The organism is Sinorhizobium medicae (genome assembly GCF_007827695.1).
GTDB classification, from domain to species: domain Bacteria; phylum Pseudomonadota; class Alphaproteobacteria; order Rhizobiales; family Rhizobiaceae; genus Sinorhizobium; species Sinorhizobium medicae.
Genome location: NZ_VITA01000023.1, coordinates 1 through 15,676, shown reverse-complemented (window position 1 = coordinate 15,676; position 15,676 = coordinate 1). Strand labels below are relative to the sequence as shown.

Annotated in this window: 12 protein-coding genes and 2 pseudogenes; 12 read left to right on the top strand and 2 right to left on the bottom strand. The window is 61.7% G+C overall.

Annotation, left to right across the window (positions count from 1 at the left end; all coding sequences use genetic code 11):
- The first annotated feature begins 413 nt into the window (after positions 1–413).
- From FB009_RS27820 to FB009_RS27785, 8 genes and pseudogenes are all read left to right on the top strand, one after another.
- A pseudogene (locus FB009_RS27820) lies at positions 414–1,455 on the top strand (IS110 family RNA-guided transposase).
- A gap of 378 nt (positions 1,456–1,833) precedes the next feature.
- The gene (locus FB009_RS27815) at positions 1,834–2,889 is read left to right on the top strand and encodes a LacI family DNA-binding transcriptional regulator (protein ID WP_024325354.1); all 1,056 of its coding nucleotides are present in this window, start codon (positions 1,834–1,836) and stop codon (positions 2,887–2,889) included.
- Entirely contained in the window at positions 2,886–3,908 is a 1,023-nt protein-coding gene (locus FB009_RS27810) for an ABC transporter substrate-binding protein (RefSeq protein WP_024325353.1), read from the top strand. Before FB009_RS27815 ends, FB009_RS27810 begins: the two co-directional genes overlap by 4 nt.
- A gap of 89 nt (positions 3,909–3,997) precedes the next feature.
- Positions 3,998–4,825, top strand: coding sequence for an ABC transporter permease (locus FB009_RS27805; protein WP_024312210.1), 828 nt, complete (start codon positions 3,998–4,000; stop codon positions 4,823–4,825).
- Positions 4,822–5,601, top strand: a complete 780-nt coding sequence (locus FB009_RS27800; RefSeq protein WP_101799061.1) for an ABC transporter permease — start codon at positions 4,822–4,824, stop codon at positions 5,599–5,601. The genes FB009_RS27805 and FB009_RS27800 overlap by 4 nt, the downstream gene beginning before the upstream one ends.
- Positions 5,594–6,622 carry an ABC transporter ATP-binding protein gene (locus tag FB009_RS27795; protein WP_024312209.1) on the top strand — a complete coding sequence of 343 codons (1,029 nt, stop codon included), beginning with the start codon at positions 5,594–5,596 and terminating at the stop codon, positions 6,620–6,622. Before FB009_RS27800 ends, FB009_RS27795 begins: the two co-directional genes overlap by 8 nt.
- Positions 6,623–6,628: 6 nt before the next feature.
- Positions 6,629–7,552, top strand: coding sequence for a nucleoside hydrolase (locus FB009_RS27790; RefSeq protein ID WP_024325352.1), 924 nt, complete (start codon positions 6,629–6,631; stop codon positions 7,550–7,552).
- Positions 7,549–9,330, top strand: a complete 1,782-nt coding sequence (locus FB009_RS27785) for an adenine deaminase (protein ID WP_127580974.1) — start codon at positions 7,549–7,551, stop codon at positions 9,328–9,330. Before FB009_RS27790 ends, FB009_RS27785 begins: the two co-directional genes overlap by 4 nt.
- A gap of 606 nt (positions 9,331–9,936) precedes the next feature.
- On the opposite strand, the gene FB009_RS27780 is transcribed toward FB009_RS27785, so the two are convergent.
- Positions 9,937–11,106 carry a M20 aminoacylase family protein gene (locus FB009_RS27780; protein ID WP_101799062.1) on the bottom strand — a complete coding sequence of 390 codons (1,170 nt, stop codon included), beginning with the start codon at positions 11,104–11,106 and terminating at the stop codon, positions 9,937–9,939.
- Positions 11,107–11,255: 149 nt separating this feature from the next.
- Here FB009_RS27780 and FB009_RS27775 point away from each other — a divergent pair, with 149 nt between their 5' ends.
- A complete protein-coding gene (locus FB009_RS27775; protein ID WP_012061545.1) occupies positions 11,256–11,957 on the top strand; it encodes a phosphoribosyltransferase in 702 nt (233 codons plus the stop codon).
- Positions 11,958–12,018: 61 nt separating this feature from the next.
- On the opposite strand, the gene FB009_RS27770 is transcribed toward FB009_RS27775, so the two are convergent.
- Entirely contained in the window at positions 12,019–12,486 is a 468-nt protein-coding gene (locus FB009_RS27770) for a DUF411 domain-containing protein (RefSeq protein WP_024325350.1), read from the bottom strand.
- 358 nt (positions 12,487–12,844) lie between these two features.
- Between FB009_RS27770 and FB009_RS27765 the strand changes: the two genes are divergently transcribed.
- From FB009_RS27765 to FB009_RS27755, 3 genes and pseudogenes are all read left to right on the top strand, one after another.
- Positions 12,845–14,137, top strand: a complete 1,293-nt coding sequence (locus tag FB009_RS27765; protein WP_018209789.1) for an NCS2 family permease — start codon at positions 12,845–12,847, stop codon at positions 14,135–14,137.
- Positions 14,138–14,330: 193 nt separating this feature from the next.
- Positions 14,331–14,701, top strand: a pseudogene (locus FB009_RS27760) (DUF2442 domain-containing protein).
- A gap of 70 nt (positions 14,702–14,771) precedes the next feature.
- Positions 14,772–15,290: an AAA family ATPase gene (locus FB009_RS27755; RefSeq protein ID WP_024312205.1), complete on the top strand. Its 519-nt coding sequence runs from the start codon at positions 14,772–14,774 to the stop codon at positions 15,288–15,290.
- The last annotated feature ends 386 nt before the right edge of the window (positions 15,291–15,676 follow it).

Below are 15,676 nucleotides of genomic sequence, written 5' to 3'. Positions count from 1 at the left end.
GGTCAACCGACCGCTTGGACATCGGTTTGTGCGAAGTCATTCCCTTATAGAACAGGGTAAGCCGGCTCTTCGCGCCAGCGCATACGAGAGACAGTCAGCAAAATTCGAGGCAGCAGGGTTCCGGCCTTTGCCGAAGACAAGCCAGGCCTGTGTGGCGATGTCCACCCAGTTCGGAGTCGATCGGCACAATGTCGATCCGGCTTTATACAGCCAAAGATCGAGGTCGTTGACCGACCGCTCATCGCGACGCGTGACCAGCACCATTCTGGCCTCAAACAGGCAGGTGGCCGGCAGCAGGCGGATTTTTGCCCGCGACAGGCAAACCATCCCTGATGAGGTGGAACGGCCCGCTCCGACAGCATCAAAGTGCTAACGTGGTCGTTGTTGCAAACGCCACAAGGAGGGACCGTTCCGTGAAAGAAGTTACCACTATCGGGCTGGACTTGGCCAAATAGTTTTTTCAGGTATATGGCGCTGACGCCGAAGGCACGCCGCTATTCAATCGAAAGCTGCGCCGCGGAGAGGTTCTGCGATTCTTCGCAAAACTTCCGCCATGCCGCGTCGGAATGGAAGCTTGCGGTAGCGCGCATCATTGGGCTCGTGAGATAGAGGCTTTTGGTCACGACGTTCGCCTGATACCCGCGCAATATGTGAAGCCATTCGTCAAACGCGGAAAGACCGATGCGGCCGATGCTGAGGCAATCAGCGAAGCTGTGACGCGCAAAACCATGCGCTTCGTGCCGATCAAATCGGCTGAGCAACAGGCATCTGTCATGGTTTTCCGTACTCGTGCTCTGCTCGTGCGCCAGAGGACCCAAGCGATCAATGCCTTGCGCGCTCATATGGGCGAGTTGGGCATCATCGCTACAGTCGGGATCGCTAACGTGAAGCCGCTGGCAGCAATCGTCCGAGATGAAGTGACGAACGCTTGCCGCCCGCTGCCCGCTTCGCTCTTGAGGAGATTGTCGATCAGATCGATCTTTGGCCGCGCGGATCGAAAAGCTTGAGCGCGAGATCGTGTCCATTGCGAAGCAAGACGAGGATATGCGCCGCCTCGCCACTATCCCTGGCGTCGGTGCGATCACCGCAATGGCGATAAAGGCCTTCATTCCGGATCCGGCTGGCTTCAAGTCTGCCCGTCACTTTGCAGCCTGGATTGGGCTGACACCAAAATCGCATTCGACTGGCGGGAAGCAACGTCTCGGCCGCATCTCAAAAATGGGCAACTCGCAATTACGATCACTTTTAGTAGTCGGAGCTGCATCGATCCTTCGTCATGTTCGAAGCGACGACAGAACACGATCTTGGTCGCGGGAGCTGATGGCACGACGGCCGTATAAGGTCGTTTCCGTTGCACTCGCCAACAAGACGGCGCGGATGATCTGGGCTCTCTTGGTCAGAGGAGGAACATATCGGGGTCCTACAAGATTGGCGACGGAGAGCGTTCTCGAATGAGACGCAAAACCGCGCTCAACAGCTGACCGGCAGAGGCCGGCAGGTCGAGGTGCATAAAAGTCGATGAACTAACGGGACAACACCCCGAAGTAGGCCAGGCCGAAACCCGCGACGTGCATTACAGCACGCACCCCTGATAAAGCCACTTGCTTCGCGAACCTCATCGAGGCCAGCGGTCATGGGCCGCGCGAAAAGGCCGGACATATGACCGCACCGTTCCGGTATGGTGAAATCGAAGAAAATGCATCTTGCACCGCGGGCCGTTCCACATATGCCGGTTGGTTTTTCAGGCTCCGAACAAAAAGGATTCGACAGATACGATCAGCTAATATACCGCTGCTTAATCGATTAATCATCCGATGTGGCGGAAACCAGGCCTTGGCACGTTCCGGACCCAAATTGACGAGGATAGCCAATACACTCGGCGTCTCCGCGGCGACGGTCTCCAACGCGCTTTCCGGCAAAGGACGGGTTTCGGCGGAACTTACTGATAGAATCCGGTCGATCGCTGCCGAACTCGGCTACGTGCCGAGCCAGGCGGGGAGGGCGCTGAGGACGGGCAGGAGCGGCGTCATCGGGCTGGTTCTGCCGGATATCAGCAATCCTCTCTTTCCCCAGATCGCGCAGGCGATCGAGTTTGCGGCTTCTTCGGCAGGCTATGGTGTTCTGATTGCCGATTCGCGCGGTGACATCGCCATCCAGACGAGGGCGATCGAACGGCTGATAGAACGCGGCGTCGACGGTATGGTCATCGTGCCAAGGCGCGGCACCCGCATCGCCGATGTCGGCTGCCCGGTTGCGGTCGTGGACACCCCGTCCACGCCTGGCAATACGGTGGCCGCGGACCATTGGGACGGCGGAAGGCAGATAGCCGATCACCTCGTGCGCCTCGGCCACAGACATTTGCTGATCATCGGCAACAATCCAGCCTCGAACGTGCAGAACGACCGTGTCGGCGGGCTTCGCTCCGCCCTGCGGGAAGACGTGTGCGCGGAGACCCTATGGATCGAGCGGCTGGAAGAGGTGAATGGCAAGGGCTGTTCGCTCGGCCTTGCTGCGAAGGTAGCGGAGGGGGTAACCGCCTTTGCCGCGGTTTCGGACCTGCATGCCCTGCGCGCGCTCACGGAACTGCAGCGTGCCGGCATCCATGTTCCGGAGCAGGCAAGCGTCACCGGCTTCGACGACCTCATCTGGTCGCCGGTGGTGACGCCCGCTTTGACCACGGTCCGTATGGACATGGCGCGCATTGCCGCGATCGCGGTCGAGGCTCTGGTTCAGGCGATCGGCGCCGAGGAGCCGGAACACTCGTCCGTCGGAGCGCCGGTTAGCGCGCCAGTATCGAAAGTGCCCATGCAGCTCGTCGTCCGGCAATCCACCGCGACGCCGCCCACCACCGCGACGCCACCATTTGTCACTCAAGGAGAACAGCCATGAAGAACATTATGCTCGCCTCGAGCGCGCTCCTCTTGATCGGCACCACAGCCGCATCCGCTCAGGAAAAAACCCTCACCATCTCCGTCTATGGCTTTGCCCAGGACGCGTTCAAGGAGCTGGTCTATGATCCCTTCGAAGCCAAGTGCGGCTGCAATCTCGTGGTCGAAACCGGCAATAGCGTCGAACGGCTTGCTAAGATGGAGGCCAACAAGGCTAATCCGGTCGTCGATATGGCGGTCGTTTCCATGGCCGATGCGCTTTCCGCTACCCGGTCCGGTCTGATCGAGAAGATCGACACCTCGAAGCTCAGCAATTTCGATAAGCTTTACGACATCGCCAAGGATCCGAACGGCGACGGGATGAGCGTCGGCTATACCTTCTACGCCACTTCGATCGTCTACCGCTCCGACAAGGTGGAAATCACCTCCTGGGCCGATCTGCTCGGCGACAAGCTCGCCGGTCATGTGGCTCTCCCGAATGTTACGACCAATCAGGGTCCGCCGACGCTTTACATGATCGGCGAAGCGCTTGGCCAAAACACGCCGGACCTCAAGGCCGCAATCGCCGCTGTCGGCGAGAAGAAAGACGATATCGTCACCTTCTACGTGAAATCCTCGCAACTCGTTCAGCTGATGCAGCAGGAGGAAATCTGGGCGGCACCGATTGGACGCTTCTCCTGGGAGGGCTTTACCAAGATGGACCTGCCGATCAAGTGGGCGACCCCGAAGGAAGGCCAGACCGGCGGCATGAACGTCATGGTTCTGGCCAAGGATTCGAAGAACCAGGATCTGGCGTTGCAGTTCATGGACTTCTGGCTCTCGACTGAGATCCAGACGGCGCTCGCCGAAAAGCTGGTCGACAGCCCGGCCAACAAGGAGGTGAAGGTTTCGCCTGAAATCGCCGAGAATCTTACCTATGGCGAAGAAACGGTCAGGAACCTGAAGCTCATCCCATCTGCGGTGGCGCTCGACAATCGAGAAGCGTGGCTCTCCGAGTGGAACGCCAAGGTCGGGCAGTAAGAAGAGCTGCTTTCTTCGCGCGCGACGCCTGACCAAGGCGGCGTCGCGTTGCGCATCCAACGGCGGCAGTGCCGCGGAAAGGTCTAGAAATGTTCCACAGCCGGGCCGAGGCGCTGGCGCTTGCCTTGCCGGCGGCCGTATTCGCCGCCGTCGTCTTTCTGGCGCCGGTTGTCATCCTGCTTGCCGAGGGCTTTCGCAACGCCGAAGGCTGGTCCGTTGCCGCCTATACCGGCTTTCTGTCCGATCCGCTCAACCGGACGGTATTCCTGCGTACACTGAGGCTCGGCGCAACGGTGACCGTGGTCGCAGCCGTTATCGGCTATGCCGCCGCCTTCGCCATCGTCAACCTGCCGCCCACAGCCAAGGGGCGGATGATCGGCCTTGTCGTGCTGCCGCTGATGATATCGCCGGTTGCCCGCACCTATGCCTGGATCGTCATCCTGGGGCGGACCGGAATCGTCAATCAGGCCTTGACGAGCGTCGGACTGACGGACGAACCCATACGCTTCCTGTTCACGGAGACGGCAGTCTTCGTCGGGCTTCTGCAGCTTTTCCTGCCGCTGATGATCCTGGCGCTGATCAGCGCACTCGAAAACATGCCGAAGGATGCCATTCCCGCTGCACGGGTGCTCGGCGCCAATTGGTTCCAGGTCTTCTGGAAGGTCATTCTGCCGCTGACGAAGGAAGGTCTGGTCATCGGCGGCACGCTCGTCTTCACCGGCTCCCTGACTGCCTACATCACCCCGGCGATTCTTGGAGGCTCCAAGGTGCTGATGCTGGAGACGCTGCTTTTTCAACGGGTGACCGTTGCCAACGATTTCGTATCCGCAAGCGTCATCGCCTTCATCCTGATCGTCATGAGCTTCGCAGCCAACCTTCTCTTGAAGCGGCTCGCGACCGCGAGGAGCAAACGATGAATTCCCGTCTCTTCCCGGTAGTGGTGCTTTTTCTCGTCACCGCTTTCCTGATCGGCCCCTTCTTCATCATCGTCGCTGCATCCGTGTCGGGAGGCGAGACCCTGGCCTTCCCACCGCAGGGCCTGTCACTGAAATGGGTCGCGAAGGTCTTCCAGGTCGAGAGTTTCCGCGAGAGCTTCGCGATGTCGATGCTGCTCGCCATCGGCGGAACAGGCGCCGCTCTTGTCCTCGGCATCCCGGCATCCTATGCGCTTTCGCGTTATCGGCTGCCTTTCGGTGAAACGATCCGCACGGTTGTCGCCTTGCCGATTATCGTGCCCGGCATCATCGTCGGCCTGGCGCTGCTGCGCTATCTCGTCGTGCCGTTCAGGTTCAACATCACGCTGGCGCTTTTCCTCGCTCATACGGCGCTCGTATTGCCTTATGCGGTGCGTGTCGTATCCGCGAGCCTCAACAATCTGCGCTCCGATATCGAGGAGGCCGCCGTGCTGCTCGGCTCGTCGCGTGCCGGCGCCTTCTTCCGGGTGGTGATGCCGAACATCCGCAGCGGCATTCTCGCCGCCTTCATTCTCGGCTTCGTCACCAGCTTCAACCAGGTGCCTGTTTCGCTTTTCCTTTCCGGGCCCGGCGTCCGCACGCTGCCGATCGACATGCTCTCCTATATGGAGATCACCTATGACCCGTCGGTCGCAGCGCTGTCGGCGCTGCTCGCCTTCATGTCCATCGGCATCGTATTTATCGCCGAGCGTTTCCTAGGATTTTCGCGCTATGTCTAATACCGCCTTCCTCAGCCTCGAAAAACTGACGCTCGCCTATGGCGATACCGTCGCGGTGAAGGATCTCGACCTGTCGATACGGCAAGGTGAGCTGGTTGCATTCCTCGGACCTTCGGGCTGCGGCAAGACCACCACGATGCGTTCCATCGCCGGCCTGCTGAGGCCGCAGTCTGGCCGCATAAGCCTCGATGGCGCCGACATTACCCGCGTCGCCGCGAACAAGCGGTCCGTCGGGCTGGTCTTCCAGTCCTATGCGCTGTTTCCGCATCTTACCGTCTTCGAGAATGTGGCCTTCGGTCTGCGGCTGAAGGGCCTTTCCGGAACGGAGCTCGAATCGCGCGTCGATGCCGGGCTGAAATCCGTAGGGCTGACGAGCTTCGCTGCCCGCAAACCGGCCGAGCTTTCCGGCGGCCAGCAGCAGCGTGTGGCCCTTGCCCGCTCGATGGTGATGGAGCCGAAGGTGCTTCTGCTCGACGAGCCGCTCTCTAATCTCGACGCGCGCCTGAGGCTCGAAATGCGGGCGGAACTGCAACGGGTTCAGAAGGAAACTGGGGTCACGATGATCTTCGTCACCCATGATCAGGGTGAAGCGCTGTCGCTTGCCGACCGCATCGTCGTGATGCTGAACGGTGCGATCGAGCAGATCGGTACCCCCGAGGACATCTATAACCGCCCGGCCTCGGCCTTCGTGGCCGATTTCGTCGGCTTCGAGAACATCTTCGCAATCGAGAACGGCAGATTGCGTGCCGGAAACGGCCCGATCGAGCTTGCCATGCCCTTGCCGCATGATGCGGCGGGGCTTGCCTGGCGTCCGCGCATGGTGACCCTGGGGTCCGGGCCGTTCCAGGGTACCGTGCGTGGAGCCGCTTTCTCCGGCAGCACCCGGGAATATCTGCTCGACACGCCGCTCGGTGCTCTCAAGGCGGAAGTCGATGCGGCCGCGCCGGCGCATTCTGCCGGCACGACGCTCGCCTTCGATCTGCCGGTCGAGAAGGCCGCGAAGCTGGAAAGGTTTAATTGATCCGCCATGGGCATCTGGATCGACACGGATATGGGTTTCGACGACATAGCCGCGATGCTCGTCGTTCTTCACGCCGATGAGACGATCGACGGGGTGTCGCTCGTTTTTGGCAATGTTCCGCTCCAGCAGGTGAAGTGCAATGCGGCTGGCGCGGCGCAGGCCTTCGGCTGGAGCTTTCCGATCCATCAGGGACGAGCGCTTCCCGTTCTCGGCGAGCTTGAAACGGCCGAGCGCATCCTTGGGCAGACAGGCTTGCCGACGGCGGGACTGGGCCTTCCAGAAGCACCGCCCTTGCCGGAAAGCGACGCCTTTCTTGCGCTCTGCCGCTGGTTGGAGGGGGGCGATGGCCCGCGCCATATCCTCGCGCTGGGTCCGCTTACCAATATCGCTGCGCTGACTCTCGCGCGCCCTGAGCTGGCCGCGCGCATCACCGACCTCACCTGGATGGGCGGCGGCGTTTCCAGCGGCAACCATACGGCATCCGCCGAATTCAACGCCTTCGCCGATCCGGAGGCGCTTGCGATCGTGCTTGCCCATGGCCTGCCACTGAGGATGGTGGACCTCGACCTCTGCCGGAAAGTCGTAGCCTATCCTGATGATGTGGAGTCGATACGCACGGCCGGTGGCACAAACGCCACGCTGCTTGCCGATCTTTTTGCCGGCTATATTTCGATCGGCACGAGCCGTGGACGGGCGGGCATGGCGATCTACGACCCCTGTTCAGCCGTCGCACTGGTAGACGAAAATGCCATATCCTTTCAACCCGCACGTATCGATGTCGAGCTTGCCGGTTCGCTCACGCGCGGCAGGACCGTGGTCGAGACCCGGGCGAGCCACACAAGCTTCAACGCTCGATACGCGGTGGAGGTCGACGCCGGGCGCGCCCGCCGATGCCTGCTCGGGGCGCTTTCGAAGGAAGCCGCCAAATGAATGCCATGCAAGAACGAAACGATCTGAACGACGCCGGCTTGCGCGCGCGCGCTGTTGCCGCGGCACGCGGTGATGCGGGTTTCGACGTGCTCGTGGCCGGCGGCACGGTGGTGGATGTCGTGACAGGCGAATGCCGCGCCGCAGATATCGGCATCGTCGGCGCAATGATCGCGAGCGTCCATGCACCCGGCTCACGCAGGGACGCGGGCACGGTCATCGAAGCCGCCGGAGCTTACCTTTCGCCAGGTCTCATCGATACGCATATGCATGTGGAAAGCTCGATGGTGACTCCGGCGGTCTACGCTTCCGCCGTGGTGCCGCGCGGCGTAACGACTGTCGTCTGGGACCCGCATGAGTTCGGCAATGTCAGCGGGCTTGACGGCGTGCAATGGGCGGTGGATGCGACGCGCGGCCTGCCGCTGCGTGCCGCCGTCCTGGCACCCTCCTGTGTCCCTTCGGCGCCGCGTCTGGAGCTAGCCGGTGCGGATTTCGACGCCGCCGCCATCGCCGAAATGCTGTCCTGGCCGGAGATCGGCGGCATCGCCGAGGTCATGAACATGCGCGGCATCATCGACGGCGATCCACGCATGAGTGCGATCGTCGAGGCGGGATTGAAATCCGGAAAACCGGTAAACGGCCATGCGCGCGGCCTGGTGGACGCCGATCTGCAGGCCTTTGTAACCGCCGGCGTCAGCTCCGATCACGAACTCGTCTCGGGCGAGGATCTGATTGCGAAGCTTCGCGCCGGCTTGAGCATTGAGCTGCGCGGCTCGCATGATCATCTTCTGCCCGATTTCGTGAGAGTGCTCGATGCTCTCGGGCATCTGCCGCAGACGGTCACGCTCTGCACGGATGACGTATTTCCGGACGATCTTCACCGCGATGGTGGCCTTGACGATGTTGTCCGGCGCCTCGTGCGCTACGGGCTCAAGGCCGAGTGGGCGCTGCAGGCGGCCACCCTCAACGCCGCCCGGCGGCTGGGCAGGGCCGATCTCGGCATGATCGCGCCGGGCCGCCGCGCCGACATCGTCCTCTTCGAGGATCTCAGGGATTTCCGCGCCCTGCATGTACTCGCAAACGGCAGACTTGTGGCGAGCGGCGGCACCATGCTGCAGGCGGCAGCCGTGGCCGATGTCTCGCCCTTATGCGGCACGATGAAGATCGAGCGGCTGAAAGAGGACGACTTCCGCATTCCTGCCTGTGGCGGTACGGCTCGCGTCGCCACGGTAAATCGGCCGCGCTTCACGCAATGGGGCGAGGTGACGGCGGTGGTTTCCAACGGTTATGTGGTACCGCCGGAAGGCACGACGCTGATCGCCGTCGCCCACCGGCATGGTCGGGCCGACAGCCGTCCACGCGTGGGGCTGCTTGAAGGCTGGGGCGCCTGGCGCGGCGCCTTCGCGACCACCGTCTCGCATGACAGCCACAATCTCACGGTCTTCGGCGGCAATCCGCGCGACATGATGGTCGCTGCCAATGCGGTGATCGAAGCAGGCGGTGGAATGGCGGTGGTTTCCGAGGGCAGGGTCGAGGCGCTGCTGCCGCTGCCGCTCTGCGGCCTCGTCTCTGATGCACCGCTCGCCGACGTCGCGGCGGGCTTCGCCGCCATTCGCGAGGCCGCCGGCCGGATCGTCGAGTGGCAGCCTCCCTATCTCGTGTTCAAGGCCTGTTTCGGAGCGACGCTTGCCTGCAATGCCGGACCGCACCAGACGGATCGTGGAATTGCCGACGTTCTAACGGGCAGGCTGCTGGAAAGCCCCGTCCTGGAGACGTTCTAACCCAAGAAAACAGCGGCGGCTGGTATAGGGGGTTGGCTCTTCGCGTATGTCCTCCAGCCACCATCCGTCGCTGCGCAGCCGGCGCGGCAGGGAAAGTGGCGACAGATCGGTCGTGCGGTGTATTTTTCTCATCGAGAAGGAGTGACGCGCAAAATTGCAGATCCTGTGCAGTCCACGAGGAGAGATTCAGGAGAAGGAAGGGAATTTTAACGGCAGGCGCATTTTCAGGCTGGTGCGAGTTCCCGTGCAAGTGGAGTGGAGTATTTGCTCGGGCGGCGCGTGTCGCAGCCCATGGCATACGCCAGGCCGGCCGAGCAAGCAGGCCGTTTGCTCTCAAAAAAAGTTACCTCTGGTTGATCGCGACTTGCTACCTTGCCGTGTCTTCGAAGACCGCATAGCTTTTGGCTTTGGCCAGAAACTGTGTTGGGGTTCACATGCGCCTTGTTCCGCTGCTGCTTGCATTGCTTACTACCACCCCCGCCGTTACGAGCGCCATGCTCGAAATAGCGCGCGAACAATAGCTTCGCCTTTGCGATGCTTTTTGCAGGCGGGATCAAAGCGGAAAACCGCACACACCTTTCACCATCCCGCTCTGGCTGACGCTCGTCAGGCTTTCAGTTCCTGCTCCACGAGCGCGGTCCAAAAGGCGGCGCCGGGGCCGATCGCCTCGTCGTTGAAATCGTAGGCGCTGTTGTGATGAAGCGCGCCATCCACGGCAGGGCCGTTGCCGAGCCAGACATAGCAGCCCGGCGCTTCCAGCGCGAAGAAGGCGAAGTCGTCGCCAGCAGTCGAGGGCGGAAAACTTGTCAGTGTTTTCTCGCCGAAAACCGACCGGGCGGCCGAAAGTGCCCGCGCCGTCGCATCCGGGTCGTTGACAACGGGAGGAATGCGCCGCTCGAAGCGATAATCGGCTTCGATGCCGTACATCGCCGCGGTTCCCTGCGCCAACCGGCCGATCTCTTCCTCCAATTGGTCGCGCACATGCGGTGTGTAAGCGCGCGCCGTACCGCCGATCTCGACCGTATCCGGAATGACGTTCAGGGCTTTCGGATCGCCGGCTTGCAGCGAGCAGGCGCTGACGACGGCCGGCTGCAGCGGATCGACGACGCGGCCGACAATCGTCTGCACGGAAGCGAGAAACGTGCCCGCCGCCGTGATCGGATCGCGGCCGAGATGCGGCTTGGCGCCGTGCGTTCCAATGCCGCGAAAGGCCAGGCGCCAGCTGTCCGAGGAAGCAAGCTGCGGTCCGGGAACGACGGCCATCGTGTCGACCGCAAGGCCCGGCATGTTATGCAGCCCGTAAACGGCATCGCAGGGGAATAGTTCGAAGAGGCCGTCTTCGACCATGCGCCTCGCCCCGCCGCGGCCTTCTTCGGCGGGCTGGAAGATGAAATGGACGGTGCCGGAAAAATTGCGCGTGGCCGCGAGGTGGCGTACCGCGCCGAGCAGCATTGCGGTATGGCCGTCATGGCCGCAGGCGTGCATTTTTGCGGCCACCGTCGACTTATAGGGCCGATCGGCAAGCTCCGGCATCGCAAGTGCGTCCATGTCCGCGCGAAGCCCGATCGTGCGCGTGCCGTTGCCGACCTGCAGCGTGCCGACGACGCCGGTCGTGCCGAGACCGCGATGGACCCGGAGACCCGCCTCTTCAAGAAGCTTGGCCACCAGGTCGCTCGTCCGCACCTCCTCGAAGCCGAGTTCCGGATGTGCGTGCACATCACGGCGAAGCGCGGTGAGAAAGGTGAGGTCGTCGATGATCCCGAGGGGCACGCGCATTGGCAGGTATTCCTTGAACCTTTGAAAGGGCGTGAATTCCCCAGCTTGCCAGCGGGATTTCGTCCTTTCGGTTTGATCGAAGCGGCAAACGGTATAGATCAAAAATACCGGGATCAGAACTCTTTACGCGCGCCGAATGGACACCAGGCATGACGGAAACGAACAGAATGGAGCCGCACGAGTTCTGGCAGGAACTCTTTCCACCCGCGACCTTTTCCGGACATGGCCGCTTCAGGACCTCTTTCCCGGCCAACCTTGCCGATGGGCGCCAGATACTCCTGCCGATCCGGCCGCTTTCCGACGGCAAACACGCCTTGGCCTCGCTGATCGTCAATCAGGCGAGTTTCGAAGTGCAGGATGCGCTCGCCGAGGAACTGGCGGCTCGGCTTTCCGCTTTCGAGCCGGAAATCGTCGCAGGACTTCCGACGCTCGGATTGACGCTTGCCGCAGCCGTTGCCCGCAAGCTCGGTCACAAGCGTTATGTACCTCTCGGAACGTCGCGAAAATTCTGGTACGTCGAAGACCTTTCGGTGCCGCTGTCGTCGATCACAACGCCGGGCCAGAAAAAGCGGCTCTATGCGGACCCGCGCATGCTGCCGCTCTTGAGAAACCGCCGGGTCGTCCTGATCGATGACGTGATATCGAGCGGCGCCTCTATCGTCGCTGGCCTGTCACTCATGGCGTCGTGCGGGGTCGAGCCGGTCGCCATAGGTGCCGCCATGCTGCAATCGGAGCGGTGGCGCCAGCCGCTCTTCGACCTGTCCGCGCAATGGCCCGCCCGGACTGTCGGCGTCTTCGCAACCCCGATGCTTGTCCGGGCGGAAGATGGCACATGGACGGCGGCGGAATGACGCGTGGCGAGCAAACTGTGTGCTGCTTCAGCCCGCATTCCACGCCTGAACTCATGGTGAGCTAGGCACGCGGCCGGACCTGATAGAACAGCCTCGGCGTCGCTTCGGACTTGCCGAAGGCATAGACATCATAGGAAGCGTTCGGGCTGTCTCCCATGCCGATGGAGCCCTGTGGCATGCCCGGGACCGCAAGCCCTGCAATCGCAGGCCGCTCGTCCATAAGCTTCCCGATGGCTTCGGGCGGCACATGGCCTTCTATGACGTAGCCCTCGATGACTGCAGTATGACAGGCCTCCAGATCCGCCGGAACGGCGAAGCGGCGCTTGATCGCCGCCATGTCTGCTTCGTTGTGCACGTCGACTGCGTAGGCCGCTCGCCTCATCGCCTCGGCCCAGCTCTCGCAGCAGCCGCACAACGGGTCCTTGTAGATCCGCATGTGGCCCTTGCCTGCGATTGCGCAGCGCGTGCCGGTCGTCAACGCAACAAAGCCCATCAGAGCGGTCAGGGATTCTCTGCGGGAAAGGGGCATGGCGCACTCCCAGTAGGGCCGCAAACCGTGTTTGATCGTCCAGCATAATGCGGATTGAGCGGGCGTTAAACCGCGAATCCGAGCGACTGAAGCTTTTAAAGTCCCTTTCTTATGCACTGGAAAACTTGAAAGTCTTTCGTTCCCGCCGTCGAAATCGACGGCTAGCGAACATGCGCGTGAAGACGCACAATCCATATGCTTGCGATGGCGATCCATCCGGCGAGGCCCATGGCCTGGATCAAGCCGCCTGAAAAATGATAGGCGCGCGATCAAAATGCAATGCCGGGCTCTTGGAGGAGCATAACACCCGGCTCTGTCGTTCGGCTGCGTCGAGATGACGTCTGCCAAGGGAGGAAAAATGTTTGAACGACTTTTCAAGCTCAAGGAGCACGGCACGACCGTCCGAACGGAAGTAATCGCCGGTGTCACGACGTTCCTTACAATGTCCTACATCATCTTCGTCAACCCGGACATCCTGTCGACCACGGGCATGGACCGCAACGCGATCTTTGTCGCAACCTGTCTTGCGGCCGCTCTCGGATCCGCCGTCATGGCGCTGGTTGCCAACTGGCCGATCGGCATGGCGCCGGGCATGGGCCTCAACGCCTTTTTCGCATTCACGGTCGTCGCGGCCCTGGGCTTCACCTGGCAGCAGGCGCTCGGCGCCGTGTTCATCTCCGGTATTATCTTCCTGCTTCTGACTGTTACCGGTGTCCGAAGCTGGCTGATTGCGGGCATACCGCACTCGCTGCGAAGCGCGATCGCAACGGGTATCGGCCTGTTCCTGGGTATAATCGCGTTGAAGAACGCCGGCATCGTCGTCGACAACCCGGCGACTCTGGTCGGCCTCGGCGATCTGAAGCAGACCGGGCCGCTGCTCGCAATTCTCGGCTTCTTCGTCATCGCCGTTCTCGACGCACTCAATGTTCGCGGGTCGATCCTCATCGGCATACTGGTGGTAACGGTACTCTCGATGTTTCTCGGCGTATCGGAGTTCCAGGGCGTGGTGTCCGTACCGCCGAGCATTGCGCCGACCTTCCTGCAGCTCGACATAGTCGGCGCTTTACATGGCGGCCTCGTCCACGTCATCCTCGTCTTCGTGCTCGTCGAGGTCTTCGACGCGACCGGCACGCTGATCGGTGTCGCCAAGAGGGCAAAACTGGTGGAAGAGGGTAAGCCCAGCCGTCTCGGGCGCGCCCTGCTCGCCGATAGCTCGGCAATCGTCGCCGGTTCACTGATGGGCACCAGCAGCACGACCGCCTATGTCGAAAGCGCTTCGGGCGTGCAGGCGGGCGGACGCACCGGTCTCACGGCGCTGACCATCTCGGTGCTCTTCCTTGCAGCACTCTTCATTTCGCCGCTCGCGGCCGCCGTTCCGACTTATGCAACCGCGCCCGCACTGCTTTACGTTGCCGGCCTGATGATGCGCGAACTGACGGAAATCGAGTGGGACGATCTGACGGAGGCGGCACCGGCTGCGCTCACGGCCATCGCCATGCCCTTTACCTATTCGATCGCCAACGGTCTCGCATTCGGCTTCGTAAGCTATGTCGTCCTGAAGGTCTGCACCGGCAAGTGGAACGTCATTCATCCGGCGACCCAGCTAGTCGCTGCCCTCTTCGTCGTCCGCTTCGCGTTTTTCGCCGAGTGACATAGCTGCAGGGGTCGGAGAGGGTGGCGACCGGCGGGGCCCCTTCCGACCCCGCTACGGATTTTGACGAGCCGACAAACCTCTGGCGTTCTTACCGGGCTTAAATACATGCTCCTCGACCTCGCGGCGTGCGACCGAGTTGGACTTGAGTAACCCATCACGCTAGGTTACCTGCGCTTATGGTCACGCAGCTTTGGATAGTGGCCGGATAGCGCGTGAGACAGAGCCGCGTGCTGCATCGGTGCGCTATGACAAGCGAAGCGGCCGCATCGTTGTGGCGTTGACCAATGGCTGCACGTTCGCCTTCCCGCCACGTCTGGCACAGGGACTGGAAGAGGCGAGCAGCGACCAGCTCGCCGCAGTCGAGATCCTTGGGCATGGCTATGGCCTGCATTGGGGGGATTGGACGTCGATCTCTCGATTCCGGGTCTTCTATCCGGCATATTCGGCACCAAAGCTTAGATGGCGCGGCGGGCAGGGCAGGCGACATCGCCGGCGAAGGCAGCAGCCGCGTGTGCCAATGGTGCCAAGGGCGGCCGGCCGCGCAAATCGGCCCGTGGCTAGTTAGAGCCGGATGGAAGGGAATACGGTTTCCGCCCGCATTCCGTCTAAGCTTCGTGGAGGAACCGCCCGGATGTTCATCATATTCGCAGGTTTGCCCGGCACGGGGAAAAGCACCATTGCGCAGACTTGCGCTGGCCGGCTCGGAGCGACCTATCTGCGGATAGACTCCATTGAACAGGCCATTCGATCCTCCGGCATTTTGGGCCCGCAATTGGATGTCGGGCCGGCAGGCTACATGGCCGCCTATCGTGTCGCCGCTGACAATCTTCAGTTGGGACATACTGTGATTGCGGACTCGGTCAATCCGCTCCGCATTACACGCGAGGCCTTCCGAGGGATCGCGGAGAAGGCGCAGGCCGGCTTCCTGGAGGTAGAGGTGGTTTGCTCCGACAAAAGCATGCACCAGCAACGGGTGGAAAGCCGGCATTCCACCGTCAATGGTCTGGTGTTGCCCACCTGGGAAGAGGTGGAAACACGACACTACGAGTCCTGGGAAGGCCCGCGCCTGGAGCTCGACTCGGCTCGTTTTTCGGTCGCCCAATGTGTGGAAAGGATAGTCGAGGCTGCGAGGCTGCGCCCGCCGCGATAATGCACGGCGCGCATCCGACCAGCCTTGGTTCCATTCGTTTAGAAAGGCCTGTTGAGATTCATCTTGAGTTTATGAAGGCTGCTGTGCGGTGGATGATAGCGTTGGAGCTCTGGTTTGTCGGCGCGTATGGCGATGCGCTAGAATTCCCTTGAGTGCCGGCTGCGCGGCCTGGGAAACGGATCGCAGGGCCGCGGTCGTTCTTCTTCCCTCATTTTCTGTGCTCGTCACAGAAATCCAGCAGCGCCGCGTCTGCGGCGCGGGAAGAGTTCTTTCAGCCCAAGGACTTGGTCTGGCTGGCAACTGTGTTTGTCAGGTGGTTCGTCGGAAGGTTGTTTTGTCCCTGATGATGGCGCTTTGCGATGGCGAGCAATTTGCGGGCAAGCGCA

Coding starts and splice junctions, on each gene's coding strand:
- FB009_RS27810 (WP_024325353.1), top strand. CDS start 2,886: ATGAAGAACATTATGCTCGCCTCGAGCGCGCTCCTCTTGATCGGCACC.
- FB009_RS27805 (WP_024312210.1), top strand. CDS start 3,998: ATGTTCCACAGCCGGGCCGAGGCGCTGGCGCTTGCCTTGCCGGCGGCC.
- FB009_RS27800 (WP_101799061.1), top strand. CDS start 4,822: ATGAATTCCCGTCTCTTCCCGGTAGTGGTGCTTTTTCTCGTCACCGCT.
- FB009_RS27795 (WP_024312209.1), top strand. CDS start 5,594: ATGTCTAATACCGCCTTCCTCAGCCTCGAAAAACTGACGCTCGCCTAT.
- FB009_RS27790 (WP_024325352.1), top strand. CDS start 6,629: ATGGGCATCTGGATCGACACGGATATGGGTTTCGACGACATAGCCGCG.
- FB009_RS27785 (WP_127580974.1), top strand. CDS start 7,549: ATGAATGCCATGCAAGAACGAAACGATCTGAACGACGCCGGCTTGCGC.
- FB009_RS27780 (WP_101799062.1), bottom strand. CDS start 11,106: ATGCGCGTGCCCCTCGGGATCATCGACGACCTCACCTTTCTCACCGCG.
- FB009_RS27775 (WP_012061545.1), top strand. CDS start 11,256: ATGACGGAAACGAACAGAATGGAGCCGCACGAGTTCTGGCAGGAACTC.
- FB009_RS27770 (WP_024325350.1), bottom strand. CDS start 12,486: ATGCCCCTTTCCCGCAGAGAATCCCTGACCGCTCTGATGGGCTTTGTT.
- FB009_RS27765 (WP_018209789.1), top strand. CDS start 12,845: ATGTTTGAACGACTTTTCAAGCTCAAGGAGCACGGCACGACCGTCCGA.
- FB009_RS27755 (WP_024312205.1), top strand. CDS start 14,772: ATGTTCATCATATTCGCAGGTTTGCCCGGCACGGGGAAAAGCACCATT.